General features: G+C 65.1%; 21 protein-coding genes. 3 read left to right on the plus strand and 18 right to left on the minus strand.

Going from position 1 to position 25366, the window contains the following annotated elements; all coding sequences use genetic code 11:
* Positions 1 to 55: 55 nt before the first annotated feature.
* Positions 56 to 1201, plus strand: coding sequence for a flagellin N-terminal helical domain-containing protein (locus tag H3H39_RS28375; protein WP_182154167.1), 1146 nt, complete (start codon positions 56 to 58; stop codon positions 1199 to 1201).
* Between the two features lie 17 nt (positions 1202 to 1218).
* Here the strand turns inward: H3H39_RS28375 and H3H39_RS14810 are convergent, their stop codons facing one another.
* The gene (locus tag H3H39_RS14810) at positions 1219 to 2448 is read right to left on the minus strand and encodes an acyl-CoA dehydrogenase family protein (RefSeq protein WP_182154168.1); all 1230 of its coding nucleotides are present in this window, start codon (positions 2446 to 2448) and stop codon (positions 1219 to 1221) included.
* Between the two features lie 16 nt (positions 2449 to 2464).
* Positions 2465 to 3202 carry a histidine phosphatase family protein gene (locus tag H3H39_RS14815; RefSeq protein ID WP_182154169.1) on the minus strand — a complete coding sequence of 246 codons (738 nt, stop codon included), beginning with the start codon at positions 3200 to 3202 and terminating at the stop codon, positions 2465 to 2467.
* Positions 3203 to 3295: 93 nt separating this feature from the next.
* On the opposite strand from H3H39_RS14815, the gene H3H39_RS14820 reads away from it, so the two are divergent.
* Positions 3296 to 4210: a LysR family transcriptional regulator gene (locus H3H39_RS14820; RefSeq protein WP_182154170.1), complete on the plus strand. Its 915-nt coding sequence runs from the start codon at positions 3296 to 3298 to the stop codon at positions 4208 to 4210.
* A 94-nt stretch (positions 4211 to 4304) separates the two neighbouring features.
* On the opposite strand, the gene H3H39_RS14825 is transcribed toward H3H39_RS14820, so the two are convergent.
* From H3H39_RS14825 to H3H39_RS14845, 5 genes are all read right to left on the minus strand, one after another.
* Complete coding sequence (locus H3H39_RS14825; RefSeq protein ID WP_229218061.1) at positions 4305 to 5033, minus strand: PqiC family protein; 729 nt, start codon at positions 5031 to 5033, stop codon at positions 4305 to 4307.
* Positions 5030 to 6655: a PqiB family protein gene (locus tag H3H39_RS14830; RefSeq protein WP_229218062.1), complete on the minus strand. Its 1626-nt coding sequence runs from the start codon at positions 6653 to 6655 to the stop codon at positions 5030 to 5032. Before H3H39_RS14830 ends, H3H39_RS14825 begins: the two co-directional genes overlap by 4 nt.
* Positions 6636 to 7997 (minus strand): paraquat-inducible protein A, encoded by a 1362-nt coding sequence (locus H3H39_RS14835; RefSeq protein WP_311196928.1) that lies wholly within the window; start codon positions 7995 to 7997, stop codon positions 6636 to 6638. Before H3H39_RS14835 ends, H3H39_RS14830 begins: the two co-directional genes overlap by 20 nt.
* Before the next feature lie 153 nt (positions 7998 to 8150).
* On the minus strand, positions 8151 to 9383 hold the full coding sequence (locus H3H39_RS14840; RefSeq protein WP_182154173.1) for a M20/M25/M40 family metallo-hydrolase: 1233 nt from the start codon (positions 9381 to 9383) through the stop codon (positions 8151 to 8153).
* A gap of 31 nt (positions 9384 to 9414) precedes the next feature.
* Entirely contained in the window at positions 9415 to 10632 is a 1218-nt protein-coding gene (locus H3H39_RS14845) for a urate hydroxylase PuuD (protein ID WP_182154174.1), read from the minus strand.
* 109 nt (positions 10633 to 10741) lie between these two features.
* Between H3H39_RS14845 and H3H39_RS14850 the strand changes: the two genes are divergently transcribed.
* Positions 10742 to 11677: a LysR family transcriptional regulator gene (locus H3H39_RS14850; protein WP_182154175.1), complete on the plus strand. Its 936-nt coding sequence runs from the start codon at positions 10742 to 10744 to the stop codon at positions 11675 to 11677.
* 122 nt (positions 11678 to 11799) lie between these two features.
* Here the strand turns inward: H3H39_RS14850 and H3H39_RS14855 are convergent, their stop codons facing one another.
* The 11 genes from H3H39_RS14855 to ald form a co-directional block, all read right to left on the minus strand.
* Positions 11800 to 12054, minus strand: coding sequence for a hypothetical protein (locus tag H3H39_RS14855; protein WP_182154176.1), 255 nt, complete (start codon positions 12052 to 12054; stop codon positions 11800 to 11802).
* A 579-nt stretch (positions 12055 to 12633) separates the two neighbouring features.
* Positions 12634 to 13731, minus strand: a complete 1098-nt coding sequence (locus H3H39_RS14860; RefSeq protein ID WP_182154177.1) for a serine hydrolase domain-containing protein — start codon at positions 13729 to 13731, stop codon at positions 12634 to 12636.
* A gap of 337 nt (positions 13732 to 14068) precedes the next feature.
* Positions 14069 to 14692 carry a hypothetical protein gene (locus H3H39_RS14865; RefSeq protein ID WP_182154178.1) on the minus strand — a complete coding sequence of 208 codons (624 nt, stop codon included), beginning with the start codon at positions 14690 to 14692 and terminating at the stop codon, positions 14069 to 14071.
* Between the two features lie 454 nt (positions 14693 to 15146).
* Positions 15147 to 15470 carry a hypothetical protein gene (locus H3H39_RS14870; RefSeq protein WP_182154179.1) on the minus strand — a complete coding sequence of 108 codons (324 nt, stop codon included), beginning with the start codon at positions 15468 to 15470 and terminating at the stop codon, positions 15147 to 15149.
* A gap of 126 nt (positions 15471 to 15596) precedes the next feature.
* On the minus strand, positions 15597 to 16835 hold the full coding sequence (locus tag H3H39_RS14875) for a Zn-dependent hydrolase (protein ID WP_182154180.1): 1239 nt from the start codon (positions 16833 to 16835) through the stop codon (positions 15597 to 15599).
* Positions 16836 to 16849: 14 nt separating this feature from the next.
* Positions 16850 to 18247, minus strand: coding sequence for a dihydropyrimidinase (gene hydA, locus H3H39_RS14880; protein ID WP_182154181.1), 1398 nt, complete (start codon positions 18245 to 18247; stop codon positions 16850 to 16852).
* A gap of 15 nt (positions 18248 to 18262) precedes the next feature.
* The gene (locus H3H39_RS14885) at positions 18263 to 19747 is read right to left on the minus strand and encodes an NCS1 family nucleobase:cation symporter-1 (RefSeq protein WP_182154182.1); all 1485 of its coding nucleotides are present in this window, start codon (positions 19745 to 19747) and stop codon (positions 18263 to 18265) included.
* A 117-nt stretch (positions 19748 to 19864) separates the two neighbouring features.
* Positions 19865 to 21217, minus strand: a complete 1353-nt coding sequence (preA, locus tag H3H39_RS14890) for an NAD-dependent dihydropyrimidine dehydrogenase subunit PreA (protein ID WP_220461558.1) — start codon at positions 21215 to 21217, stop codon at positions 19865 to 19867.
* The gene (locus H3H39_RS14895; RefSeq protein WP_220461559.1) at positions 21210 to 22586 is read right to left on the minus strand and encodes an NAD(P)-dependent oxidoreductase; all 1377 of its coding nucleotides are present in this window, start codon (positions 22584 to 22586) and stop codon (positions 21210 to 21212) included. Before H3H39_RS14895 ends, preA begins: the two co-directional genes overlap by 8 nt.
* Before the next feature lie 66 nt (positions 22587 to 22652).
* Complete coding sequence (locus H3H39_RS14900; protein ID WP_182154183.1) at positions 22653 to 24155, minus strand: CoA-acylating methylmalonate-semialdehyde dehydrogenase; 1503 nt, start codon at positions 24153 to 24155, stop codon at positions 22653 to 22655.
* A 25-nt stretch (positions 24156 to 24180) separates the two neighbouring features.
* Positions 24181 to 25296, minus strand: a complete 1116-nt coding sequence (gene ald / locus H3H39_RS14905) for an alanine dehydrogenase (RefSeq protein WP_182154184.1) — start codon at positions 25294 to 25296, stop codon at positions 24181 to 24183.
* Positions 25297 to 25366 lie beyond the last annotated feature (70 nt).

Below are 25366 nucleotides of genomic sequence, written 5' to 3' on the forward strand. Positions count from 1 at the left end.
GCTCTTTCCCCATTTAATCATCCACCGCTGCGGCCCGCGCCGCGGCGCCTCGCCCATGCTGAGCCTGCACACCAACACGGCCGCGCTATACGCTCACGTCGCCCTTGGCCGCGCCGAGGGCAGGACGGCGCTCGCGGCCACGCGGCTGGGCACGGGCTTACGCATCAACTCCGCCATGGACGACGCGGCCGGGCTGCAGATCGCCACCCGCCTGGCGACGCAGAGCCGCGGCATGGCGATGGCCGTCAACAATATCCAGAAGTCGCTGTCGCTGCTGCAGACGGCGGAAGGCGCGCTCGATGAAAGCAGCACCTTGTTGATCAGGATGAAAGACCTGGCCACCCAAGCCGCCGATGCCTCCGCGTCGCCGACCGACCGGGTGGCGCTGCAAGCGGAATTTGGGGCGCTCAGCCATGAATTGAGTCACATCGCCAGTGGCACGACGTTCGGCGGCACCAAGCTGCTGCTGGGCGACACGACGGCCGAAAGAGCCACCGTCGCAGCCACCACGGCCGCCGCGACGGCCAGCGCCGGTGCCGCCGCCGGAGCGCTGGCCACGGCGCAAAACACGTTTAACACCGCCGTCGCCACCGACCTGGCCGGCTCCACGCCCGCCACCCAGGCGGCCGTGGCGGCGGCCGCCAGCGCCGTTACTGCGGCCAGCGCGCTGGCCACCGCGACCCAGCTCGCGGCCACCGACGCCCAGCAATATGCGGCCCAGGTGGCCGCGGCAACGACAGTTGACGGGGTATTTTCCAAGCCGGCGCAATTCCAGATCGGTGACTCGGCCAATGAAACCATGCAGGTCGACTTGACGGCGCAACTGGGCGCCATGCACGCGGCCCTGCACGTCGCCTCATCCACCTATGATACGTTCGGCATAGAACGCGGCAGCGTAGGCACCGAGCTGCTGCTGGCCAGCACCGCGTCGGCCACCATCGACAAGCTGCAAAGCGCGCTCGACGCCGTGGCCGGCGTGCGCTCGCTCCTGGGCGGCACGGCCAACCGGATGAGCTACGTGAACAGCAACCTGAGCCACGCCCAATTCAACACCACTGTGGCCAGGGGCCGCCTGGCCGACACCGACTTCGCGCAGGAGAGCGCCGAGTGGGTGTCGAACCAGATGCTGATGCAGGCTGGCACTACGGTGCTGCGCCAAACCAACAGCATGGCATCGATGCTGATGTCGCTGTTGGCCTGACCCGGCGCGGTCGGCGCTTACTGGGCCTTGGGTTCGCGGTAGCGGGCCAGTTCCATCTTGCCGATCTGGGCCCGGTGCACTTCGTCCGGACCGTCGGCCAGGCGCAGCGAGCGCGCGCCCGCGTAGGCCGGCGCCAGGAAGGGATCGGCCATGCCGCCGCCGCCGTGGACCTGGATCGCCCAGTCGATCACCTGGCATGCCATGTTGGGCGCGGCCACCTTGATCATGGCGATTTCCTTGGCCGCCACCTTGTTGCCCACCGTGTCCATCAAGTGCGCCGCGTTGAGCACCAGGAAGCGGGCCTGGTCGATCAGGATGCGGGCCTCGGCGATGCGCTCGAGCGTCACGCCCTGCTGCGCCAGCGGCTTGCCGAAGGCGACCCGGCTCACGCTGCGGCGGCACATGTGCTCCAGCGCGCGTTCGGCCAGGCCGATCAGGCGCATGCAGTGGTGGATGCGGCCCGGTCCCAGGCGGCCCTGGGCGATCTCGAAGCCACGGCCTTCGCCCAGCAGCAGGTTCGACGCGGGCACCCGCACGTTCTCGAACAGGATCTCGCTGTGGCCGTGCGGCGCGTCGTCGAAACCAAACACGGGCAACTGGCGCACGATGGTCACGCCCGGCGTGTCGCGCGGCACGATGATCATCGATTGCTGCTTGTGGCGGTTGGCGTTATCGGGATCGGTCTTGCCCATGAAGATGAACATCTGGCAGCGTGGATCGCCGGCGCCGGACGACCACCACTTGCGGCCATTGATCACATACTGGTCGCCATCGCGCACGATGCTGCTTTCGATGTTGGTGGCGTCGGACGAGGCCACGGCCGGTTCCGTCATGGCGAAGCAGGAGCGGATGCGGCCATCGAGCAAAGGCCGCAGCCACTGGTCCTGCTGGGCCGGCGTGCCGTAGCGGGCCAGCACTTCCATGTTGCCTGTGTCGGGCGCGGAGCAGTTGAACACTTCGGCCGACCACAGCACACGGCCCATGATTTCGCACAGCGGCGCGTATTCCAGGTTGGTCAGGCCGGCGCCCAGTTCGGACTCGGGCAGGAACAGATTCCATAAGTCGGCGGCGCGCGCCTTTTCCTTGAGTTCCTCGATCACGCGGGTGGGGATCCAGGCGTCGCCGGCGGCGCGGTTGGCTTCCACCTCGGCGTAGTAACGCGGTTCGGCCGGATACACGTGTTGTTCCATGAAGGCCGTCAGGCGGGCCTGAAGCTGCTGTACTTTCGGGCTGTATGCAAAATCCATGGTGATGGGTTCCTGGTTAGATGTAAGTGATGGCGCCAGCTTCACCCAGCCATTCCAGGTGAGCGTAGTTGTTCAGGGAGCTCAGGCTGATCTGGCCCGGGGTGTGGCGCAGCCGCGTGACGGCGCCGTTGGCCAGGCTCCAGTTGAGCGTGACGACCTGCTGATCGGGCAGGCCAAGCAGATGCTGGGTCAGGGCCGCGATCACGCCGCCCGAAGTGAACACGATGCTGGCCTGCGACGGCGCGTCGGCGCCGGCCGCGCCCTGGGCCGCGTCGGCCTGGGCCGCCACGCGCTCCAGCGCGTCCACGCAGCGCTGGCGGAACTGGGGCCAGCTCTCCACATAATCGTCGCCATGGGCGCCGCTCATCCAGCGCAGCATGGCTTGTTCGAACAGGTTGCGGAACGCCAGCTGCGGCTGCGGCGACTGGGCCAGCAGGCGCTTGAACGCTTCCGCATCGCCAAACTCGGGGCAGTGGCATTGCAGCACCTGGCGGTGGTCGAATTCCGCGAAATCCGTGTCGGTGCGCCATTCCGTTTCCTGCAGCAGGGTCTTGGGCAGCTCGGCCAGGCAGGTGTCCGCGCTCTGGCGGTGGCGCTGCATGCCGCCCATGATGACGCGGTGAAAACCCTGGCGGGTGTTGGCGAACCATTGGCCCAGCAGGCGCACTTGCTCGAAGCCCAATTCGGACAGCTGGTCGTAATTGGCGCTGCCGAACGACGCTTGGCCGTGCCGTACCAGATAAATAGTCCCCATGTCGCTCACTCGTTCCATTCAGAATAAGACACAGCTTACCGCCCGGCCTATAATTCATCAAATGAATAGTATTAATCGTCCTGTATAAATACCATGCATATATCCCGTGTCGACCTCAATCTGTTCATCGTGTTCGAAGCCATCTACGCGGAAGGCAGCCTGACGCGCGCCAGCCTGAAGATGAACCTCACGCAGCCGGCCATCAGCCACGCGCTGGGCCGCCTGCGCCAGTTGTTCGACGATCCCCTGTTCGAGCGCCAGGGCCACGTGATGGTGCCCACGCCGCTGGCGCGCTCCATCATCGAGCCGGTGCGGCAGGCGCTGCGCGGTTTCGAGGTGACGCTGAACGGCGTGGAGCGCTTCGATCCGGCCAGCAGCGAGCGCACGTTCTCGGTGGCGCTGCGCGACGTGCTGGAGGCGAGCGTGCTGCCGCCACTGATGGCGGAGCTGGCGCACAGCGCGCCGTCGGTGGGGCTCAATGCGCTGCAGGTGGGGCGGCGCGAACTGGAAAGCGAACTGGCGGCCGGCACGCTGGACGCGGCCATCGACATTTTGCTGCCGCTGTCGGCGGATGTGCGCCACACGCGGCTGGTGCGCGACAACACGGTGGTGCTGGTGCGGCGCGACCATCCGCTGGTGCGCGATAGGGCGCTGGATATGGACACCTATCTGCGTCTGGAGCACATCATGGCCAGCTCGCGCCGGCGCGGGCCGGGGCTGGAGGATTTCGAATTGAGCCGGATGGGGTTGCAGCGCAAGATCCGCCTGCGCTGCCAGCACTACTTCTCGGCCTGCCGGGTGGTGAGTCAGACGGATCTGGCGTTGACCATACCGGAACGGCTGGCGCAGGTGGTGAACCAGCAATTCGACAACCAGATCCTGCCCTTCCCGCTCGCCATGCCGTCGCTGGACATCTACCTGTACTGGCACGCCAACGTGGACAACGACCCGGCCAACGTGTGGCTGCGCCAGCAACTGGCGGCGGTGACGGCGGCGCTGCCGGGCTAGTTCGCCCCAAAAACCGGGGTCAGGTCATGCCCTCAAGCAATCAGGCTATTTGCGTGATTGCGTGAGGGCATGACCTGACCCCGGTTTTATGTCTTTAGCAGCCGGCGCCGCCGCCGGCCAGGCGTTGCACGGCCGCGCCGACGCTGTCGGCCAGGCGGCCGACAGCGCGCCGGTGACCGTCCACCAGCGCGTCGTAGCCGGGTGCGACCTGCTCCTTCAATTCGCTGCGGCAGGTCAGTACCTTGGGGCTGCCGGCCAGCCGCACGCTCCACACCACGTCCAGCAGCGCATACTGCCCCGGCGCCGATTCGAAGCGCTGCACGCTGGTGCTGATGCGGTAGATGGCGGCATGCTCCGGCGTGGGCGTGCGGAACACATCGATCGCGCCCAACCGCGCCGTCAACGCCAGCGACAAGGCCTGGCCCAGTTCCGCCGCCAGTGGCGCGGCCCACCGTTCCTGTTCCAGCAGGTCGATGCGCCCGGCGCCGGTTGTCACCACCAACTGGCTGCGCGCCACCTGCGGCGGCACGCTGGGCGCGAGCACTTCGATGTAATATGGCGCGGCGGTGACGGCGTTGTCGTGGGCGTTGTTGGCTGCGTTGTCAGTGGCGATTGCTGTGCCGGTGCCGGAGACTGTCCGCTGTGCGAAGGGTAAGCCGCTGCTCAAGCTGTAAAAGTGCTCGGGCGGCGGGCTGGCGCAGCCGGCCAGCGCCACCGTCAACGCCGCCGTCACAGTCAACGGCACCACCAGCGGCGCGGAGAACGCCCTCATGGCGGATCGCGGCGCGGCCATGAAGCGGCATGCTGGGGACGTGGACCTCATTTGCGTTCTCCTTGTTTGCCGCGGATCAGCGCCTCGGGATGGCGCTCCAGATAATCGGACAGCGCGTTCAGCGATTGCAGCGTTTGCGTCAGCTGCTGCAAGGCTTCACGCAGGTCGGACTGCACGGGCGAGTCCTTCTGCAGCAACACTTCGGCCGTGCCGAAGGTCTGGCGCGCCGCGCCCAGCGTTTGCTTCATTTCCGGCATCAGCTGCGCGTCGACTTGCTTGAACAGGGTGTCGGCGCTCTTGAGCGTGTCGCGCAGGTTGTTGCCGATCTCCGCGAACGGCACCTGATCGAGCTTGTGGGCGATGCTGGCGATCTGGGTCTGCAGTTCATCCAGGCTGTTGGGGACGGTGGGCATCACCATCGGGTACTGGCTCACGTCCAGCTTCACGTCGGGCGCCTTGGGGAAAAAGTCCAGCGCCACGTACAACTGGCCGGTCAGCAGATTGCCAGTGCGCAGTTGGGCGCGCAGGCCACGGCTCACCATGCGCTCCAGCACGGCCTGGCCGGCGTTGCGGTCCGGGTCGGCCGCCATCGCCTGCTGGAAGCGCTTGCCCAAACGCTCGGGGTACATATCCACCGTAACGGGCATGCGGAAGCTCTTCCTGGCCGGGTCGTATTCGACGCCGACCGAACGCACCTCACCCAGCACGATACCGCGGAAGTCCACCGTCGCCCCCGGCGACAGGCCGCGCAGCGACTGGTCGAAATACAGCACGGTGGTGATCGGCAGGCCATCCGGCTCGCGCATGGCGCTGGCCTGGTCCGGCGCCAGCGCGAAGCTGGTGCCCGACGGCGCGGCCGCTTCCGGCTTTTGCCCGCTGATGGATTCGAATGCTATGCCCCCCACCAGCAGCGCCGTCAGCGACTGAGTATTGAGCTTGAAACCGGTCGAATCAAGCCGCACGTCCACGCCGCTGGCATGCCACCAGCGCGTGTTCACGCCCACGTAACGGTCGTACGGGGCGTTGACGAACACCGTCATGGCCACGCCGCGCCCCTTGTCGTCCAGGTCGAAGCCGATCACCTGCCCGACCTGGATGCGGCGGTAGAACACGGGCGAGCCAACGTCGATCGAGCCCAGGCTCTCGCCGTGCAGCGTGAACTGGCTGCCCTTCTGGTCGCCCGTCACCTGCGGCACCCGTTCCAGTCCCGTGAACTCGTCGCGGGTGGCGGCGGATTTGCCGGCGTCCACGCCGATGTAGGCGCCCGACAGCAGCGTGTTCAGGCCCGACACCCCGCTCGCCCCTACCCGCGGGCGCACCACCCAGAAGCGTGTGTCCTCGGCCGTGAAGCGCTTGGCTTCCTTGCTCATGTCGATCGTCACCAGCACCTTCGACAGGTCGGGCGACAGCGAGATGGCGCGTACCAGGCCGATATCGACGTCCTTGTATTTGACCTTGGTCTTGCCCGGCTCCAGCCCGTCGCCCGTGCGGAAGCTGACCACCACGGTGGGGCCCTGGTCCAGTATCGACTTGACCACCAGTGTGGCGCCGATCAACGCGGCCAGCAGAGGCACCAGCCACACCAGCGAAGGCAGCCAGCGGCTGGCCTTTTCCACCACGGGCGCCGGCAGGTGGGTGTGGCCTGCTTCGGCGTCAGGGCCGGTTTCTTCCATCGTTTTCTCCATTCGCTCCAAGATGATCCCAGATCAGGCGCGGGTCGAACTGCATCGATGCCAGCATGGTCAGCACCACCACTGCGCAAAAAGCCAGCGCGCCGGGGCCGGCCGTGATCACGGCCAGCGTCTGGAAGCGCACCAGCGCCACCGTCAGCGTGATAACGAAGATGTCGAGCATGGACCAGCGCCCCACCAGCTCCACCAGCCGGTACAGCACGGTGCGCTGCAACGGCCGCCAGCGCGAGCGGCGCTGCGCCGTCCACGCCAGCAAGGACAGCGCGGCCAGCTTCAGCACCGGCACCACGATACTTGCGATGAAGATGATGGCCGCCAGCGCCGGCGAGCCGCTGTGCCAGAAATAGATCACGCCGCTGATGATGGTGTCGTCTTCCTTGCCGAACAGGGAGTGGGTGTACATCACGGGCAGCAGGTTGGCCGGAATGTAGAGGATGGCGGCGGCCAGCAGTAGCGCCCAGGTGCGGGCCACGCTGTCGGGCCGGCGGCGGTGCAGGGCCGCGCCGCAGCGCGCGCAACGCTGCTGCCCGTTCCCGTTCCCGTTCCCTTGCCCGTGCTGGTGCCCGTGCTGGTGCCCGTACTGGTGCTGCTGCCCGTGCCCGTGCTGGTGCTGGCGCTGGCCCCGGTCCTCCGCCACCAGTCCACAGGCATGGCAGGTCAGCGTGGGCACCCCGCCGGCCAGCACGGTGGCCGGCGCGGGCAGCGCGGCCCCGCGCGCGCGGGCCTGCTCGTCGGCCAGATTCCACAGGATACGCGGGTCGAACGCGGTGACGATGGCCAGCATCAACGTGAGCGCGCCAAAGGCGAACAGGCCCGCCTGCGGCTCCACTTGCGCCAGGCTGGTCATCTTGACGACCGTGATCAGGATGCCGATCATCAGCACCTCCGTCATGCCCCAGTGGCGCGCCGCGCGGACGGCGCGCAACAGCCGGTGCAGGCCCGGTGGCTGCTGGCCGGCGCGCAGGCTGAGCGTGACGTACAAGAGGCTGCCCAGTTCCACGGCCGGCAGCAATATGGTGCACAGGAAGACGATGGCCGCCACCACCTGCATATTCTCGTTCCACAGCACACGAATGGCGCCCAACAGCGTGGCGCTGGAACGCAGGCCGTTGACCTCCAGTTTAACGATGGGGAACAGTTGGGCGATCAGGAAGGTGAGCGCGGCGCCCAGTACCAAGGCCGCCATGCGGTTGGCATCGGAGGCGATGCCGCGATAGAGGACGGAACGGCAGCGCACGCAGCGCGCCTTCTGGCGCGGCGCGAGCGGGTGCCGGCGATGCAGCTTCCCGCAGTCATGACAGCTGATCAGTTCGTATCGATGCACGGGTACTCTCAGGCTGGGTCCAGCATGCATGATACGACAAGCGGCCGCGCCACGGTGCGGCAGATATCGGAACGATTGGCCCTGATGCGCCGCGCTGCTGCTGCGGGCACCGGGCGTCGTGCGGCAGGCGGCAGGCGCCGCCGCGCTATTGGCTTACGCGGCCAGGAAATCGAACAGCGTCATGGCCACCACCTTGGTCGCCTTGCGCAAGTCTTCCAGCAGCAGCCGTTCATCGGCCTTCTTGGCGTTCGATTCGGGCACGGTGCGGGGGCCGGCGCCGTACAGCACGGCCGGAATGCCCTGCTCGCCATACAGGCGCGCGTCCGCGTACAGGGGCGTGCCCTGGGCCGGGATGTCCTCGCCAATCACGGTCTTGGCATTGCGCTGGAGATTGGCCACCAGCTTTTCGCCGCCGGGCAGTGGGCGCAGCGCGTGCGACAGCAGCAAACGCTTGATCTCGATCCGGATGCCCGGCTCGCCGCGCACGGCGTCCTCGATCAGGGCCCGCACCTGGGCCTCCACAACGACCGGGTCTTCTTCCGGGATCATGCGACGGTCCATCTTCATCACCACTTTGCCCGGCACCACGTTGGTGTTGGTGCCGCCGTCGATGCGGCCAACCAGCATGGTGGGCGAGTCGATCCCGGGCACCTCGGATTTGACCTTTTTCAGTTCAGGCAATTGGCCGTAGATGGCGTTGAGGATTTTGGTGGCCGCCTGCAACGCGTCGTGCCCCGTCTCCGGCATGGCGCCGTGGCCGGACTTGCCGTGCACGGTGATCTCCAGTTGCAAACAGGCGTTATGGGCGGTGACGATGTTGTAGCTGAAGCCGGCCGCGATGACGAAGTCCGGCTTGGTCAGCTTCTGCTGCAACAGCCAGCCCGGTCCCAGCAAGCCGCCGAATTCCTCGTCGTAGGTGAAGTGCAGTTCCAGTCCGCCCTTGAGCGGCACGCCCAATGCTTCCAGCGCGCGCACGGCGAAGATGTAGGTGGCGAAGTCGCACTTGGAAACGGCGGCGGCACGGCCATAGATGTAGCCGTTGTCGATCACGCCGCCGTACGGTGGGTAGGTCCAATTGTCGCCCGGCGGCACCACGTCGCCATGCGCGTTCAGGGCCACGGTCGGGCCGCCTGGCTGGTAGGGGCGGCGCACGATCAGGTTGGTGATGGATTCCATACCGTAGTCGCGCACCTCGGCGCTGGGCACGGCGTGCTTTTCCGCCTGCCAGCCATAGGCCTTGACCAGTTCCGCCACCATGTCCGCATGGGGCGCGTTGTTGCCGGGCGGGGTGTCGGTAGGGACGCGCAGCACTTGCTGCAGCACGCCCACTTGCTCGTCGAAATGGGCATCGATCCAGGCCGCCAGTTGTTCTTTTTGAGTGCTCATTGCGCAGTTCTCCGTATTGGGTTTGGCGCGCTTACTTGGCGCCGGATTCGTACCAGGCCGCGATGGTGGCCCGTTCCGCATCCGTCATATTGGTCAGGTTCCCGATCGGCATGGCCTTGAGCTGGACGGCCTGCTTGTAGATCTTTTCGGCGCTCTGGTGGATCTGCTGGTCGGTGTCGAGCACCATGCCCAGCGGCGCCGTGGCGAAACCGGGCTGGGTAGGATGGGCCGAATGGCAGCTCGCGCAGCGCTGGCCGATGACGGCCTTGACGCTGTTGAACGCGGCGGCCGGATCGGCCGCCGGCGCCACCGCCACTGGCGCGGGCGGCGCGATGGTCACGGCCACGCCCAGCAACAGGGCCACGCCGGCCACGGGATAACGCCATTCCACGCGACCCTTGTGGCGCAGGTTGAAGAAGTGGCGGATCAACACACCGGCCGCCATGACGAAGGCCAGCACCAGCCAGGCATGGTCGTTCCGGTAGGTCATCGCGTAGTGATTGCTGATCATGATGAACAGCACCGGCAGCGTGAAATAGTTATTGTGGACGCTGCGTTGCTTGGCCTTCTGGCCATGCCTGGGATCGGGCAGGCCGCCGGCCTGCATGGCTTCGACCATCTTGCGCTGGCCGGGGATGATCAGCATCAGCACATTGCCTACCATGATGGTGCCGATCAGCGCACCCACGTGGATGTAGGCGGCGCGCCCGCTCAGCACATGGGTCAGGCCATAGGCGGCGGCGACGATCAGCACGAAGACCACGATCCCGAACGGCAGCTCGCGCTGGCCCAGCGGCGAGCGGCACAGCAGGTCGTACACGGTCCAGCCGGCGACCAGGGTACCGATGCCGATGCCGACCGCCTGCCAGCTGCCGATGTCGGCCACCTGCTTGTCGATCATCATGGCCTGGGCGTTGAAGTAGTAGGCGATGGTGAGCAGCGCGATGCCGGACAGCCAGGTGCTGTAAGCCTCCCATTTGAACCAGTGCAGTTCCTTGGGCAGTTCGGCCGGCGCCACCAGGTATTTTTGCGGGTTGTAGAAGCCACCGCCATGCACGGCCCACAGTTCGCCGGATACGCCCTTCTTGGCCAGCTCGGAGCCGGCTGCGGGCGGACGGATCGAATTGTCCAGCCAGACGAAGTAGAACGAGGCGCCGATCCATGCGATGCCGGTGATGACGTGCAGCCAGCGCACGATCAGGTTCAGCCACTCAAGGCCATACGGGATCAGATAGGCAAATGCGTCCATGAATTCCTTGGGTAAGAGATGTGGCGAATTTACAGAAGATAATCGTATTAGGTTCCGGCAACATGAAGATTAGAGTATATTCAACATAACGTCTAACATATATTGCCCCATGCCAGCCCTGCCGCAACACCTCGACCTGCACCTGATCCGCATCCTTTATATGCTGCTGGTGGAGAAGAACGTGTCGCGCGTGGCGCTCAAGCTCAATCAGCCGCAGCCTTCCATTTCCGCGTCGCTGCGCAAGCTGCGCGAACTGACGGGCGATCCCTTGCTGGTGCGCGGCGCGCGCGGCATGGTGCCGACCCAGCACGGCGAAAGCCTGCTGGCGCCGGCCAAGCGCATCCTCGACGAAACGGAGAACCTGTTCGTCAAGAAGACGCCGTTCGTGCCGCAGGAAGAGGCGCGCGTGTTCCACATCGCCGCGCCCGATTACCTGGACAGCCAGTTCCTGCCCAATGTGGTGGCCCTGCTGCGACGGGGCTCGCCGCTGAGCCGCATCAAGATCCACAGCCTGGGGCCGGGCTCGGACTACATCCGCCTGCTGTCGGATGGCGACATGGACCTGGTGATCGCCAACTGGGACGAACCGCCCGAGCACCTGCACATGTCCAAGCTGTTCGAAGATCCCATCATCTGCACCATGCGCGCCGATTGCCCATACGCGATGCGCACCGGCAGCGAGGACATGACGCTGTCCGATTATCTGACCCTGCCGCACGTGCGGCCCACGCAGATGCTGCCCGGTTACCACGGCGTGGTCGACTCGTTCCTTGAATCGCAAGGCATGCAGCGCAACGTGATGGTGGAATCGGCTTACTTCGGCTTGATCCCCTACATGCTGACCCAGACCGATCTGGTATTGACCACGGGCCGCCAGTTCGTGCGCTACTACGAGCGCAACCTGCCGCTCAAGACGTTCGCGGTGCCCGTCAAATTCCCGGCCATGCGTTTTTACCAGCTGTGGCACGAACGCGTGCACCAGGCGCCGGAGCACAAATGGTTGCGCGATCAGGTCAGCGCGGCGGCGCGCACGCTGCAGAAGTAAGCGGCGTTCATCATCGGCGGCATATAGCCGCTATGCATTCCACACATTTTTTTCCGCGTCCGATGCAATGGCGCGACACCGCGGCCTGACGTTTCAGGTTATGGCGCGCCGTGGCTGACAAGCTAGTTGCACTTGCCCCGCAACTTGGCCACGGCCACGAACGGCAGTGCCAGCAGGCCGGCAAAAATGAGCGTGGGTTGGAACTTCAAGCCATCGGAATGCAAGCAGTCGGGTATCCTGGCCTCATTGAAGGCGGAGGACAGGACGTCGGCCTCCGCGCTGCCCCGATACACCACGCCACCGGGCGCCACGCCCGGTTGCATCTGCTTGTTGGCCACGTCCTGGCGCTCGGCGGCGGCCTGGCGGTCGGCTTCCACCAGCGTCTCATGGATCGCCTCGCGGATCGCAGCCTCGGTTAACGGTGGATGGCTGGCGGCGGGGGCCGGTGCGAATGGGTCAGGGACGGCTGTCCCATCGCTGTGAGCGGGCGCGGGTACAGATGCGGGCGCAAGTGCGGGTGCGGGTACGGGTACGGGTGCGGGTATGGGTGCGGGTGCGGGCGCTGGTATGGAGGGCGGCGCGGCGCAGACCGCACAGGTGAAAGCGGACATTGTAATCACGGCACAAACCTGGGCCAGACGTCGCATAAGGATCACGAGCAATTTAGGCCGCGCGACGACGCCGCGCACACGAGCCACGTTTCACTATATAACCCGGGCTGGCATTGGTTGTCAAAAATAACATGTTGTTACAATCCGCTGAGGTGGCAGAACTGCCCCGCACCAGATATGCGATTTAAAAATAATGCTTATTGGAAATAAAAATTAGCTTTGCATTCCGCGACACCGCATAATGCACCTGTCTCCTCCAACTCCGTAAGAAGAATTGGATTTCACCCGCCAACATTGGCGGGTTTTTTTTGCCTTGTCTCGTGCGTAAGCGGCGGCCAGCTGCTGCTACTGGGCCTTGGCCATGCCGGACATCAGGCGCATGACCAGCTGGGTTTCCTGCTGCTCGGCGCCGGTCCCTTCGCCGGCATTGGCGACCACCAATACGCCGCTTTGGGTGTCCGGCGCCAGCGCCACCAAGGCGTTCCAGTGCCCGTTGGAACCGGCGTGCATCAATAGACGCATCGGTGCGTGAGCCGGCCAGTTGTTCTTCACCCCCCAGCCAAGGGCCGCGCCGGTTTTCCCTTGGGGCGCATGGAGGAATCGATAACCTTGCTGCGAAAGCAGTTTGCCCGCACCACGTTCACCCGCCATCTGGTCAAGCACGAACTTGGACCAATCCGCCAAACTCATTTTCATGGTCGCGCCGGCAGGTGCAAAGAAAGGCGGGATGTCGGCGGTCCCTCCTGTCAGCGGCTTGCCGGCCTTATGACCGAGCACTTGGCCATGACGCGAGGGCGCAGTATCGACCTGCATGCCGAGCGGAGCAAACACCTGTTCTTGCATCAGGTTTTCAAAGCTCTGGCCGGTGGCGCGTTCCGCAACGGCGGCGGCGATGATATAGCCGCTGTTGGAATATTGCGAGTCTGCGCGGACCGGGCCCACTGGCGCCTCGTTGAGCGCGCGCTGAACATATTCCATGCGCAGCACCGCCAGCGCGCGTCGGTCCTTGCGCGTGGCTTCGATGCGCTTCTCGTCACTGTTTGGCGGCAGGCCGGCGCGGTGCGAGAGCAGGTCAGCCAGCGTGACGGACTGATATTCCGGCCGCATTGCGGTGTCGGGGAGCATCTCCTTGAGCGGTGCCTCCCAGGACAGTTTGCCCGTCTCGACCAGGCGCGCGATCAGGGTTGCAGTCATCGCCTTGGCGTCTGAGCCGATATGCCAATGGCTGGACAATTGCGCGTGCGCGGGGCTGCCTGCGGCACGCACGCCACGCACCGCTTGATCTTCAACTTTGCCGTCGCGCATGACCAGCACGGCCATTGCCGGGATGCTGCGATCTTTCAGGGCCGTGGCAAGTTGGGCGTCCAGCTCACCCGCGTTGGCGCTGCAAGTGATCAAAGCCATGGCCGCCACGGAATAGGCGCAGCAGAAGGTGGGCCGCATCGATAAGTCTCCTAATCAGGTTTTGAGGTGCCTCCAATGTAAAGCACTGTGTTTCCGTTGGGTTTGCATATGTGACAGGCGATGATTTTGCTGGCCTGGGATGCAAAAAAATGGCTCTTTGCGGATGAACGGGAAACTCCGCCTTGCCTCGGCGGCTCAAGCTCAGATATGCGAATCAAAAATAATGCTCATCTGAAATAAAAATTAGCCTTACGTGCCGCGCCGCCGCATAATGCACCTGTCTCCTCCAACTCCCTAAGAAGAATTGGATTTCACCCGCCCACATTGGCGGGTTTTTTTTTGTTCTTCGCGGATACATGGAGAGGATAGGCAGTCATCATTCAAATGCGACGTCCTCTATGCGGTAACGGAATTTGCGCCGTTCGGGCAAGTTCCAGCCGGGCCCGGGCGGCACGTTGCGTGGCGCCGGAGCGGGAGGCAGTTGCACGATCGGGGCGGGAATCTTTGCGGCCAACAAGGCCAGCACGAATTTGGTGATGTCGTCGGCCGGTGCGACCGGCGCCGCCAGTTTCGCCTGCTTGGCCTGCTCACTGCGCAGGCGGCACGCCAGATAAAAACGCTCGTCGCCGGGCCGGCGAATATACAGATCCGTCCACGCATTGCGCGTAGTGCGTGCGAACGACTGCGCGAACTGGTTGGGCGACACAGTCCGCCCGCGATGGATGATGTGATCGCCCTCCACCCGCGCGTAGTTATGCTCGCCGTAGCTCCACGAACGCAGCACCGTCCCCTCCGGCAGGAAAAGCGACTTCCATTGATAGCCGCGCACGCAATCCGCGTCCGCCCCTTGCTGCCGCACTTCCCGCGCGCAGATCCAGCTATTGACGGCGTCTGTAACGGCCGCGGCAAGATCTTGTGGGCCACCGTTGCCCTGGCGAAGGTGGGCGACCAGGCGGGACAAGGTACTGCTGTGGAGGGGCAGGCTCACTGTGGATTCCATTCTATTTCTCCTTCTGGTTTTTTCTGCATCCTCCTATTTAGATCGGAAAACCCGGAATAGGTTCAAACTGAAGAAAGCAGAAGAAAATAGAAGCGGAAATAGAAGCTTCCCCACAGGGGCTCGGAGCGCCCGACTGGGCCTGCCTTCTCGTCCATTCTTGCCGCCAGACAGGGGCAGAAAGGCAGGATCAGTTCGAACATGCGGCTAACACGCGCGGCGAACTTTTCAATTCCGGCTTAACAGCAGATATGCGATTCAAAAATAATGCTCATCGGAAATAAGAATTAGCCTTACGTGCCGCGCCGCCGCATAATGCACCTGTCTCCTCCAACTCCCTAAGAAGAATTGGATTTCACCCGCCAACATTGGCGGGTTTTTTTTTGCCTCAACATGCGCGAAAAAAAACAGCCCGCGCATCTTGCGATGGGCGGGCGTTGCGAGGGCCACGGGCCGTCTAGCCGGCGGTGCGGGCGTTGTGCTTCTTGCGGTAGATCTTGTTGCTGGTGTGGTCCAGTTCCTTGTTCAGGTGGGCCCGCTCCTGCGGCGTCACTTTGCCGTCCGCCTTGGCCTTTTCCTTGTCCGACTCGATCTTCGCTTCGCGCTTTTCCAGGTTCAGCGTTTCCCTGGCCGTCAGCTGGCCGCTGTTGACGCCCTGCTCAATGCGCATTTCCTGCCGTTCCTGCCGGGCGTCGACCTTCGGCGTGGTCGTGCTCTGGGCGAAGGCCGGTGCGATCAGGGTGGCCAGGGCTGCCGTCAACAACAGTTTATTGATCTTCATTTTGGTATCCTCTATCGTCTCGGTTGCGGGCAACGCGCCCATGCATACTTTAACGAAGCGGATACCGATCGGTGCACCGCTCAACTGTAAGGAGTGTAAGCAGATGCTACATCCCCAGCCGCGCCGCTAGCTGGCGATGCCCGCCCTGTCCAGCATCGCGTGCAGCAGCACGTTGCAACCGGCTTCCAGATGTTCCGACTTGGCATCCTCGATCTCGTTGTGGCTGATGCCGTCCTTGCAGGGCACGAAGATCATGCCGGCCGGCGCCACGCGCGCCGCGTAGATGGCATCGTGCCCGGCGCCGGACACCACGTCCATGGTCGAATACCCGAGCTTCCCGGTGGCCTTGCGCACGGCCCCCACGCAGTCCGGATGGAACGGGCATGGCGGATAGTAGGACACGCGCTCCACCGTGATGCCCAGCCCCGTCTCACTGCGGGTGCGCTCGACGAAGGCCAGCATCTCCTCGTGCATGGCGATGAGCAGCGTGTCGTTCACGTTGCGCAGGTCGATGCTGAATTTGACTTCGCCCGGTATCACATTGCGGCTGTTGGGGAACACCTGCACCATGCCCACCGTGCCCCGTCCATAGGGCGGATAGCGGTTGGCGATGGCCACCACTTCCTGCATGATCTTCGTGGCCACCTGCAGCGCGTCCTTGCGCAAGCCCATGGGCGTGGGGCCCGCGTGCGCTTCCATGCCCGTCACCACGCAGTCGTACCAGCTCAGGCCCATCACGGCCGGCACCACGCCGATCACCTTGTCGGCGTCCTCCAGCACCGGCCCCTGTTCGATGTGGGCTTCAAAATAGGCGCCGATGGGATGCTGGCCCGGCACCTCGCTGCCCTTGTAGCCGATACGCTCCAGTTCCTCGCCCACCGACTTGCCTTCCACGTCGCGCGCCGCGTAGGCCGTCTCCAGGCTGAAGGCGCCGCAGAACACGCCGGAGCCCATCATCACGGGCACAAAGCGCGAGCCTTCCTCATTGGTCCAGAACGCAACCTCGATCGGCGCCTCGGTCTGGATATTCAAGTCGTTCAAGGTGCGCACCACTTCCAGCCCGGCCAGCACACCGTAGTTGCCATCGAACTTGCCGCCCGTGGGCTGGGTGTCGATGTGGCTGCCCGTGACCACCGGCGGCAGCGCGTTGTTGCGGCCGGCGCGGCGCATGAACACGTTGCCGATCTGGTCCACCGTGACCGACAAACCGGCCGCCTTGCCCCAGCCGACCACCAAGTCGCGCCCCTGTCGATCCAGATCCGTCAGCGTCAGCCGTTTGACGCCGCCCTTGGGGGTGGCGCCGATGCGGGCCAGTTCCATCAGCGCCGCCCACAGGCGTTCGCCGTTGATACGCATTTCGCTCATGTCACACTCCTTGTTCAAGACTGGGCCGACACCGGCACAAACGCCGGCCGTTCCACGTAGCGGCCCGCGCCCTCCTCCGCCGTCAGCACGCCACGGTCGAACACCACCTTGCCGGCGGCCATCGTGGTGCTGGGGATGCCACGCACGGTGCGTCCCTCGAACACGTTGAAGCCACCCTTGGCATGCTGGGTCCTGGCGCTGACGGTACGCGTGCCTTCGGGATCCCACACCACGATATCGGCGTCCGAACCGACCGCGATCACACCCTTGCGCGGATACATATTGAAAATCTGGGCCGCGTTGGCCGACGTCACGCGCACGAATTCGGATGGCGTCAAACGGCCCGTGTTCACGCCCGCGTCCCACACCACGGCCATGCGCTCCTCCACCCCGCCGCAGCCATTGGGGATCTTGGTGAAGTCGTCCTTGCCGGCCGCCTTTTGCGCGGCGCAGAAGGTGCAGTGGTCGGTGGCCGTCGTATGCAGGTTACCGCCCTGCAGGCCATGCCACAGCGCGGCCTGATGGTGCTTGCTGCGGAACGGTGGGCTCATCACGTGGCCAGCCGCGAATTCCGGATCGGCGCTGTGATACACGCTGTCGTCGATCACCAGATGGCCGGCCAGCGCTTCGCCATACACGCGCTGGCCGTTGGCGCGCGCCCGTGCGATGGCTTCCAGCGATTCGGCGCACGAAACATGGACGATGTAGAGCGGCGTATTGAGCACGCCGGCGATGGTGATGGCGCGGTTGGCCGCCTCCGCCTCCACGGCGGGCGGACGCGAAAGCGGGTGCGAGGATGGCCCGGTCAGCCCCTGGCGCAGCAAGTCCTGCTGCAACTGGAATACCAGTTCGCCGTTCTCGGCATGCACGGTGGGGATGGCGCCCAGTTCCAGCGCGCGGCGGAAGCTGTTCACCAGCGTTTCGTCATCGGCCATGATGGCGTTCTTGTAGGCCATGAAGTGCTTGAAGCTGTTCACGCCATGGTCGCGCACCAGGATGCCCATTTCCTCGCGCACGCTATCGTCCCACCAGGTCACGGCCACGTGGAAGGTGTAGTCGCCGGCCGCCTTCTGGGCCCAGCCGCGCCACACGTGGAACGCTTCCAGCAAGGACTGTTTGGGGCTGGGGATGACGAAGTCCATGATGGTGGTGGTGCCGCCGGCCAGCCCGGCCGCCGTGCCGGTGAAGAAGTCGTCCTGCGTGACCGTGCCCATGAACGGCAGATTCATGTGGGTGTGGGTGTCTATCCCGCCCGGTATCACGTACTGGCCGCGCGCGTCGATCACCCGCGCGGAAGGGGGTGCCTCCAGGCTCTCCCCCACGGCGACGATCTTGTCGCCATAAGTCATCACATCGGCACGAAAGGCGCGGTCCGCGTTGACGACGGTGCCGCCGCGAATAATCATGGTCATGGCTAGTCCTCTCGGTTATGGCTGAGCCGCCGCGCGCATGGCCGGCAGCGCCTTACCTTTCATCAGCACACCATACACCAGCGCCGAAATGGCAATGCCGACGAACCAGGCGTAGGTGTAAATGGTCTTGAAGCCGTCCGCCACGCCGGGGAAGGAGGACGGGAAGGCGGCGTTCAGGAAGCCGGGAATATTGGGCACCACGCCGACCACGAAGGCCACCAGCGCCGCCGTGTTCCAGCCATTGCCGTAGGAGTAGCCGCCGTCTTCGCGGTACAGCTGCGCCACGTCCAGCTCCGTCTTGCGCACCATGTAGTAGTCGATGATCAGGATACCGGCGATGGGGCCCAGCAGCGCGGAATAGCCGATCAGCCAGGTGAAAATGTAGCCCTGGGTCGATTCCAGTATCTTCCACGGCATCATCAGGATCGCGATCGAGGCCGTGATGTAGCCGCCCGTCTTGTACGAGATCAGGCGGGGCGCCAGCGAGGAGAAATCGTAGGCCGGCCCCACCAAGTTGGCCGCCAGGTTCACACTGACCGTATCGATCAGCAGGATCAGCAGCGCCACCAGCACCGCCACACCCGTCATGCGGCTGGACAGGTCGACCGGGTCCCAGATCGCCTTGCCGTACAAGACCACGGTGGCCGAGGTGACGATCACCGCCATCATGGCCAGCAATCCCATGGGCACGGGCAGGCCGACGGACTGGCCCAGCACCTGGTCGCGCTGCGAGCGGGCGAAGCGGGTGAAGTCGGGGATGTTGAGCGCCAGCGTGGCCCAGAAGCCCACCATGGCCGTCAGCGAGGGCCAGAACGCGGACCAGAACTGGCCAGCCTTCTTGCCACCTTCAACGAATTGCGACGGCGCCGACAGCAGGTCGCCGAAGCCGCCCGCCTTGTTGTACACCCATCCCAGCAGCACGAAGCAGATCAGGATCTTGAGCGGCGCCGTGTAGGTTTCCAGTTTGCGGATGGCGTCCATGCCGTGCACGATGTACCAGAACTGGATGCCCCAGAACGCGAGGAAACACGCCAGTTGCGCGCCGTTGATGCCGAGCCCCGCGATCTTGGCGCCGCCGATCTCGCCGCCCATCATCACGCCCAGCAGCGTGTAGATCATCTGGCCGCCGAACCAGGTCTGGATGCCGTACCAGCCGCAGGCCACGATGGCGCGCATCAGCGCCGGCAGCCGCGCGCCGGTGGTGCCGAACGAGGAACGGGCCAGCACCGCGTAGGGGATGCCGTACTTGGTGCCGGCATGGCCGATGGCCAGCATCGGCAGCAGCACGATGGCGTTGGCCAGGAACACGGTCAGCACGGCCTGCCAGCCGGACATGCCGCCTTCGATCAGACTGGCCGACAGGGTGTAGGCCGGGATGCACATCACCATGCCCACCCACAGCGCGGCGAAGTGATACCAGCGCCAGCTGCGTTGCGCCGCCGTGGTGGGCGCCAGATCTTCATTCCATAGTTGCGTGCTGCCAGTCGGTTCTTTACTCACGTTGCTCTCTCCAAGGGTTGATGAGGCCTCTGGCCCCGTCACCTGCGCAAGCCTGGTGACGGGCCAGTGTATCTCAGTCTCTGCAATTTTTATACCTAACCCTGTACTCACGCCGAACTAGTTTTGGACCACCTCCGCCGCCGGCTGCTGGAGCGCGCCCGGTACCGCGCCTTGCGCTGGACTTTGTGCCGTGCCTGGTGCGGATTCCGCGCGCGGATTGCGCGGGTCCTGGGTCCAGTTCATGTACGGCTTGCCCGTCTTCTGCGGCACCATCGTGATGCAGCCCTGCACCGGACAGGTGATTTCGCACAGATTGCAACCGACGCATTCCTCCTTGATCACCTCATACCGGCGTCCACCCGCCTGGTCGACCAGTTGCGCGATGGACTGGTGCGACGTGTCCTCGCACGCCACGTAGCAGCGGCCGCACTGGATGCAATCGTCCTGGTTGATCTGGGCGATCACCTGGTAATTCATATCCAGGTATTTCCAGTCCGTCGTGTTGGGCACGGCCTTGCCGGCGAACTCGCTGATGCTGCGATAACCTTTCTCGTCCATCCAGCGCGACAGGCCGTCCTTCATCTCCTCGACGATGCGGAAGCCGTGCAGCATGGCCGCCGTGCACACCTGCACCGAGCCGGCGCCCAGCGCGATAAACTCGGCCGCGTCGCGCCAGTTGCCGATGCCGCCGATGCCGGAGATGGGCAGGCCCGCCGTGGCCGGGTCGCGCGCGATCTCGGCCACCATGTTGAGCGCGATCGGCTTGACGGCCGTGCCGCAATAGCCGCCGTGCGTGCTGGCCCCGCCCACCGCCGGGAAGGCCACCATGCGGTCCAGGTCCAGGTGGGTGATGGAATTGATGGTGTTGATCAGCGAAACGGCGTCCGCCCCGCCCTCCCTGGCCGCGCGGGCCGGCCCCCGGATGTCCGTGATGTTGGGGGTGAGCTTGACGATCACGGGCAGCTTCGAATGCTTCTTGCACCAGCTGGTCACCATGCGCACATACTCGGGCACCTGGCCCACGGCCGCGCCCATGCCGCGCTCCGGCATGCCGTGCGGGCAGCCGAAATTGAGCTCGATGCCGTCGGCGCCGGTCGCTTCCACCAGCGGCAGAATATCGGCCCATGCCTTTTCCTCGCACGGCAGCATCAGCGACACGATCAGCGCGCGGTCCGGCCAATCCTTCTTGACCTGGGTGATCTCGCGCAGGTTGATTTCCAGCGAGCGGTCGGTGATCAGTTCGATGTTGTTAAAGCCGATCACTTCGCGGTTCTTGCCGTAATGGGCCGAGTAGCGCGACGATACGTTGACGGCTGGTGGATCTTCGCCCAGCGTCTTCCACACCACGCCGCCCCAGCCGGCCTCGAAAGCGCGCACCACGTTGTAAGCCTTGTCCGTCGGCGGCGCGGACGCGAGCCAGAACGGATTGGGCGACTTGATGCCGCAGAATTCTATGCTCAGATCAGCCATGATGCGGCTCCTTGTTCGATTGGATGTCGCGGTGGATGGCCAGCGCGGCCAGCTTCCCGTGCTGTACGGCCTGCACCGTCAAGTCCTGCCCGGGCGCCACGCAGTCGCCGCCGGCGTAGATGCGCGGCAGGATGGTGCGGAACTGAGCGTCCACATGGATCTTGTCGCCGTCGCGCTGCAAGGTCCTGGCCAGCGGATCGCCAATGCTGTCCGGGTCCATGCTCTGGCCGATGGCCTTGAAGATGGCGTCGGCCGCGATCTCGAACGTCTCGCCGGTGCCGGCCAGCCGGCCGTTGTTCAACGCCGTCTTCTCGAAGCGCATGGCGCGCACGCGGCCCGCCTCGTCCAACAGCACTTGCTGCGGCTGGGCCCAGGTGCGCATGCGGACCTGGTTTTCCATCGCGATGTGCTGCTCATGGCCGGTGGCGCTCATGGCGTCGAAGCCGCGCCGGTACACCAGCGTCACCTCCTCCGCCCCCAGGCGCCGGATCTGCACCGCCATGTCGATGGCCGTGTTGCCCGCGCCGATCACGATCACCCGCGCCGGCACCGGCAGTTGCGACAAATCGTCCGCTTGGCGCAGCGCGGCAATGTAGTCCACGGCCGCCAGCAGGCCCGGCGCGTCCTCGCCCGTCAGCCCCAGGCGGCGGCTGGCGCCCAGGCCCAGGCCCAGGAACACGGCGTCGTACTGGGCCTGCAAATCCTTCAACTGCACATTACCGCCCAGGGTCTGGCCGTGGCGGATCTCGATGCCGCCTATGCCGAGCAGGAACGCCACTTCCTTCTGCGCGAAGTCGTCCGTCAGCTTGTACTTGGCGATGCCGTATTCATTGAGGCCGCCCGATTTTTCCCTGGCCTCGTAGATGACGACATCGTTGCCCAGCATGGCCAGCCGGTGCGCGCACGACAGCCCGGCCGGGCCGGCACCCACCACGGCGATCCTGCGCCCCGTGGCCGGCGCGCGCTGGAACGGATGCTCGCTGAACGTCATGTGGTCCACGGCGTAGCGCTGCAGCAGGCCGATCTTCACGGGCTGCCCTTCCGCGTCGTGATTGCGTACGCAGGCGTCCTCGCACAGGATCTCGGTCGGGCACACGCGGGCGCAACTGCCACCCAGGATGTTCTGCTTGAGGATGCCGGCGGCGGCGCCGTTGACATTGCCTTCATGGATATTGCGGATGAAGCTCGCCACGTCGATTTCGGACGGACAGATACGCGAGCAAGGCGCATCGTAGCAATACAGGCAGCGCGCGCTTTCAATCGCCGCCTGGCGCGCATTGAGCGCGGGCGCCAGGTCGGTGAAATGCTCGGCCAGCGCGCTGCTGGATTGCCGGGACTGCGGCATGTACTTCAGGGATTCGATCATCATCTTCAATTCCTGACTGGGGCTGGTTGACGGGGGCTTGGTCACGCACCTGCATGCGGCAGGCCGGCCTTACTTCATCTGCGGGAACGCAAATTCCGCGCCAGCGCTGGCCGTGTTCGGCCAGCGCTGCATCACGGCCTTGTGGCGCGTGTAGAAACGCACGCCTTCCGGGCCGTAGGCATGATGGTCGCCGAACAGGCTGCGCTTCCATCCGCCGAAACTGTTGAACGCCATGGGCACGGGCAGCGGCACGTTCACGCCCACCATGCCGACCTGGATCTGGCGTACGAACTCGCGTGCCACGCCGCCGTCGCGGGTGTAGATGGCCACACCGTTGCCGTACTCGTTGCGGTTGATCAGGCCCACGGCATGGCCCACGTCCGGCGAGCGCAGCACGCACAGCACGGGGCCGAAGATCTCCTCCTTGTAGATGCTCATGTCCGGCGTCACATGGTCGAACAGCGTGCCGCCCACGAAGAAACCGTTCTCACGCCCGGCCACGTGGTAGTTGCGGCCATCGACCACCAGCGTGGCGCCCTGCTCCAGGCCTTCGCCGATCAGCTTTTCGATGCGTTCCTTGGCCGCGCGCGACACCACCGGCCCCATTTCCGCGTCGGCCGCCATGCCGTCGCGGATTTTCAGGGCGGCCGTGCGCTTGGCCAGCGCGCCGATCAACTTGTCGCCGGCGTCGCCCACGGCCACCACCACGGAAATGGCCATGCAGCGTTCGCCGGCCGAACCGTAGGCCGCGCCCATCAGCGCGTCGACCGCCATCTCCATGTCGGCGTCCGGCATCACCACCATATGGTTCTTGGCCCCGCCCAGCGCCTGCACCCGCTTGCCGCTGGCGCAGCCGCGCGCATAGATGTATTCCGCGATCGGGGTGGAGCCAACAAAACTCACCGCCTGCACCACGGGATGGTCAAGCAGCGCGTCGACTGTGACCTTATCGCCCTGCACCACGTTGAACACGCCGTCCGGCAAACCGGCCTCCTTGAGCAGCCGCGCATGCAGCAGCGACGGCGACGGGTCGCGTTCGGACGGCTTGAGCACGAAGGTATTGCCGCAAGCGAGAGCGACGGGGAACATCCACATCGGCACCATCACGGGGAAGTTGAACGGCGTGATACCGGCCACCACGCCCAGCGCCTGGCGCATGGACCAGGCGTCGATGCCGCGCGAAATCTGGTCGGTGAACTCGCCCTTGAGCATTTGCGGAATGCCGACCGCGAATTCCACCATCTCGATCCCGCGCGCCACCTCGCCTTGCGCATCGGCGAAGGTCTTGCCGTGTTCACGCGTGAGCATGGCCGCGAATTCGTCGGTGTGCTGCTGGCATAGCTGCAGGTATTTGAACAGCACGCGGGCCCGTGTCAGCGGCGGCGTGGCGGACCACGAGGGGAAGGCGGCGGCCGCCGCCGCGACGGCCGCATCCACTTCCTGCGCCGTGCCCAGCGCCACGCGCGCCACCGGCTCGCCCAGCGCGGGGTTGTACACGTCCGCATAACGGCCGCTGGCGGTATCGGCCTTGGCGCCGTTGATGTAGTGGGTGATGGTGTCTAGCGTAGTCATGATGTTCCGTTCAAATTAAATGCGCTCAGCCCAGCAGGCTGTCCGCTTCGACATAGTGATAACCCAGGCCATGCGCCACCGCTTCATAGGTGACGTGGCCGTGGCAGACGTTCAAGCCGTTCTTCAAATGGGGGTTGGTCCGCAGCGCCTTCTGCCAGCCCTTGTCGGCCAGCGCCAGCGCATGGCCGATGGTGGCGTTGTTGAGGGCGAAGGTGGAGGTGCGCGCCACCGCGCCCGGCATATTGGCCACGCAGTAGTGCACCACACCGTCCACGACGAAGGTGGGCTTTTCGTGCGTGGTGGCGTGCGACGTTTCGAAGCAGCCGCCCTGGTCGATGGCCACGTCCACCACCACCGCGCCCTGCTTCATGCGTGAGATCATGGCCGCCGTCACCAGCTTGGGCGCGGCCGCGCCGGGCACCAGCACGCCGCCCACCACCAGGTCGGCGTCCAGCACCGCCTCCTCCACCGTGTGGGCGTTCGAGTACATGGTGCTCACGCGGTTGCCGTAGATGAGGTCCAGCTGGCGCAGACGGTCGATATTCTTGTCCAGGATCGTCACGCGCGCGCCGATGCCCACCGCCATCTGCAGCGCGTTGGTGCCCACCACGCCGGCGCCGATGATGGCGATATGGCCGGGCGCCACGCCGGGCACGCCGCCCAGCAGCAAGCCCATGCCGCCCTTGGATTTTTCCAGGTGGGCGGCGCCGGCCTGCACCGCCATGCGGCCGGCCACCTCGCTCATGGGCGCCAGCAGCGGCAGGCCGCCGTTGGCCCCGGTGATGGTTTCATAGGCGATGCAGACAGCGCCGGAAGCCACCAGCGCGCGGGTCTGATCCGGGTCCGGCGCCAGGTGCAGGTAGGTGTACAGGATCTGGTCGCGGCGCAGCATGGCGCATTCCTCGGGTTGCGGCTCCTTGACCTTGACGATCATCTCGGCCCGCGCGAAGATTTCCGCCGCCGTGTCGATGATGGTCGCGCCGGCGCCCTCGTACATCGCGTCCGTCAGGCCGATGGCCGCGCCGGCGCCCTGCTGCACCAGCACCTGGTGGCCGCGCAATACCAGCTCCTTCACGCTGGCCGGCGTCAGGCCCACGCGCGATTCCTGGTTCTTGATCTCTTTAGGTACGCCTACTAGCATGCTGTTCTCCTCGTTGTAGTTTGGGATGCAAAGTAAAACGTCAGGCAGAAAAAAGGGCCAGGCGTTGCTT

The organism is Rugamonas apoptosis (assembly GCF_014042355.1).
Classification (GTDB): domain Bacteria; phylum Pseudomonadota; class Gammaproteobacteria; order Burkholderiales; family Burkholderiaceae_D; genus Rugamonas; species Rugamonas apoptosis.

Bases quoted from the DNA above. Each gene is read 5' to 3' on its own strand.
- H3H39_RS28375 (WP_182154167.1), top strand. From the start codon at position 56: ATGCTGAGCCTGCACACCAACACGGCCGCGCTATACGCTCACGTCGCC.
- H3H39_RS14810 (WP_182154168.1), bottom strand. From the start codon at position 2,448: ATGGATTTTGCATACAGCCCGAAAGTACAGCAGCTTCAGGCCCGCCTG.
- H3H39_RS14815 (WP_182154169.1), bottom strand. From the start codon at position 3,202: ATGGGGACTATTTATCTGGTACGGCACGGCCAAGCGTCGTTCGGCAGC.
- H3H39_RS14820 (WP_182154170.1), top strand. From the start codon at position 3,296: ATGCATATATCCCGTGTCGACCTCAATCTGTTCATCGTGTTCGAAGCC.
- H3H39_RS14825 (WP_229218061.1), bottom strand. From the start codon at position 5,033: ATGAGGTCCACGTCCCCAGCATGCCGCTTCATGGCCGCGCCGCGATCC.
- H3H39_RS14830 (WP_229218062.1), bottom strand. From the start codon at position 6,655: ATGGAAGAAACCGGCCCTGACGCCGAAGCAGGCCACACCCACCTGCCG.
- H3H39_RS14840 (WP_182154173.1), bottom strand. From the start codon at position 9,383: ATGAGCACTCAAAAAGAACAACTGGCGGCCTGGATCGATGCCCATTTC.
- H3H39_RS14845 (WP_182154174.1), bottom strand. From the start codon at position 10,632: ATGGACGCATTTGCCTATCTGATCCCGTATGGCCTTGAGTGGCTGAAC.
- H3H39_RS14850 (WP_182154175.1), top strand. From the start codon at position 10,742: ATGCCAGCCCTGCCGCAACACCTCGACCTGCACCTGATCCGCATCCTT.
- H3H39_RS14860 (WP_182154177.1), bottom strand. From the start codon at position 13,731: ATGCGGCCCACCTTCTGCTGCGCCTATTCCGTGGCGGCCATGGCTTTG.
- H3H39_RS14865 (WP_182154178.1), bottom strand. From the start codon at position 14,692: ATGGAATCCACAGTGAGCCTGCCCCTCCACAGCAGTACCTTGTCCCGC.
- H3H39_RS14870 (WP_182154179.1), bottom strand. From the start codon at position 15,470: ATGAAGATCAATAAACTGTTGTTGACGGCAGCCCTGGCCACCCTGATC.
- H3H39_RS14875 (WP_182154180.1), bottom strand. From the start codon at position 16,835: ATGAGCGAAATGCGTATCAACGGCGAACGCCTGTGGGCGGCGCTGATG.
- hydA (WP_182154181.1), bottom strand. From the start codon at position 18,247: ATGACCATGATTATTCGCGGCGGCACCGTCGTCAACGCGGACCGCGCC.
- preA (WP_220461558.1), bottom strand. From the start codon at position 21,217: ATGGCTGATCTGAGCATAGAATTCTGCGGCATCAAGTCGCCCAATCCG.
- H3H39_RS14895 (WP_220461559.1), bottom strand. From the start codon at position 22,586: ATGATGATCGAATCCCTGAAGTACATGCCGCAGTCCCGGCAATCCAGC.
- H3H39_RS14900 (WP_182154183.1), bottom strand. From the start codon at position 24,155: ATGACTACGCTAGACACCATCACCCACTACATCAACGGCGCCAAGGCC.
- ald (WP_182154184.1), bottom strand. From the start codon at position 25,296: ATGCTAGTAGGCGTACCTAAAGAGATCAAGAACCAGGAATCGCGCGTG.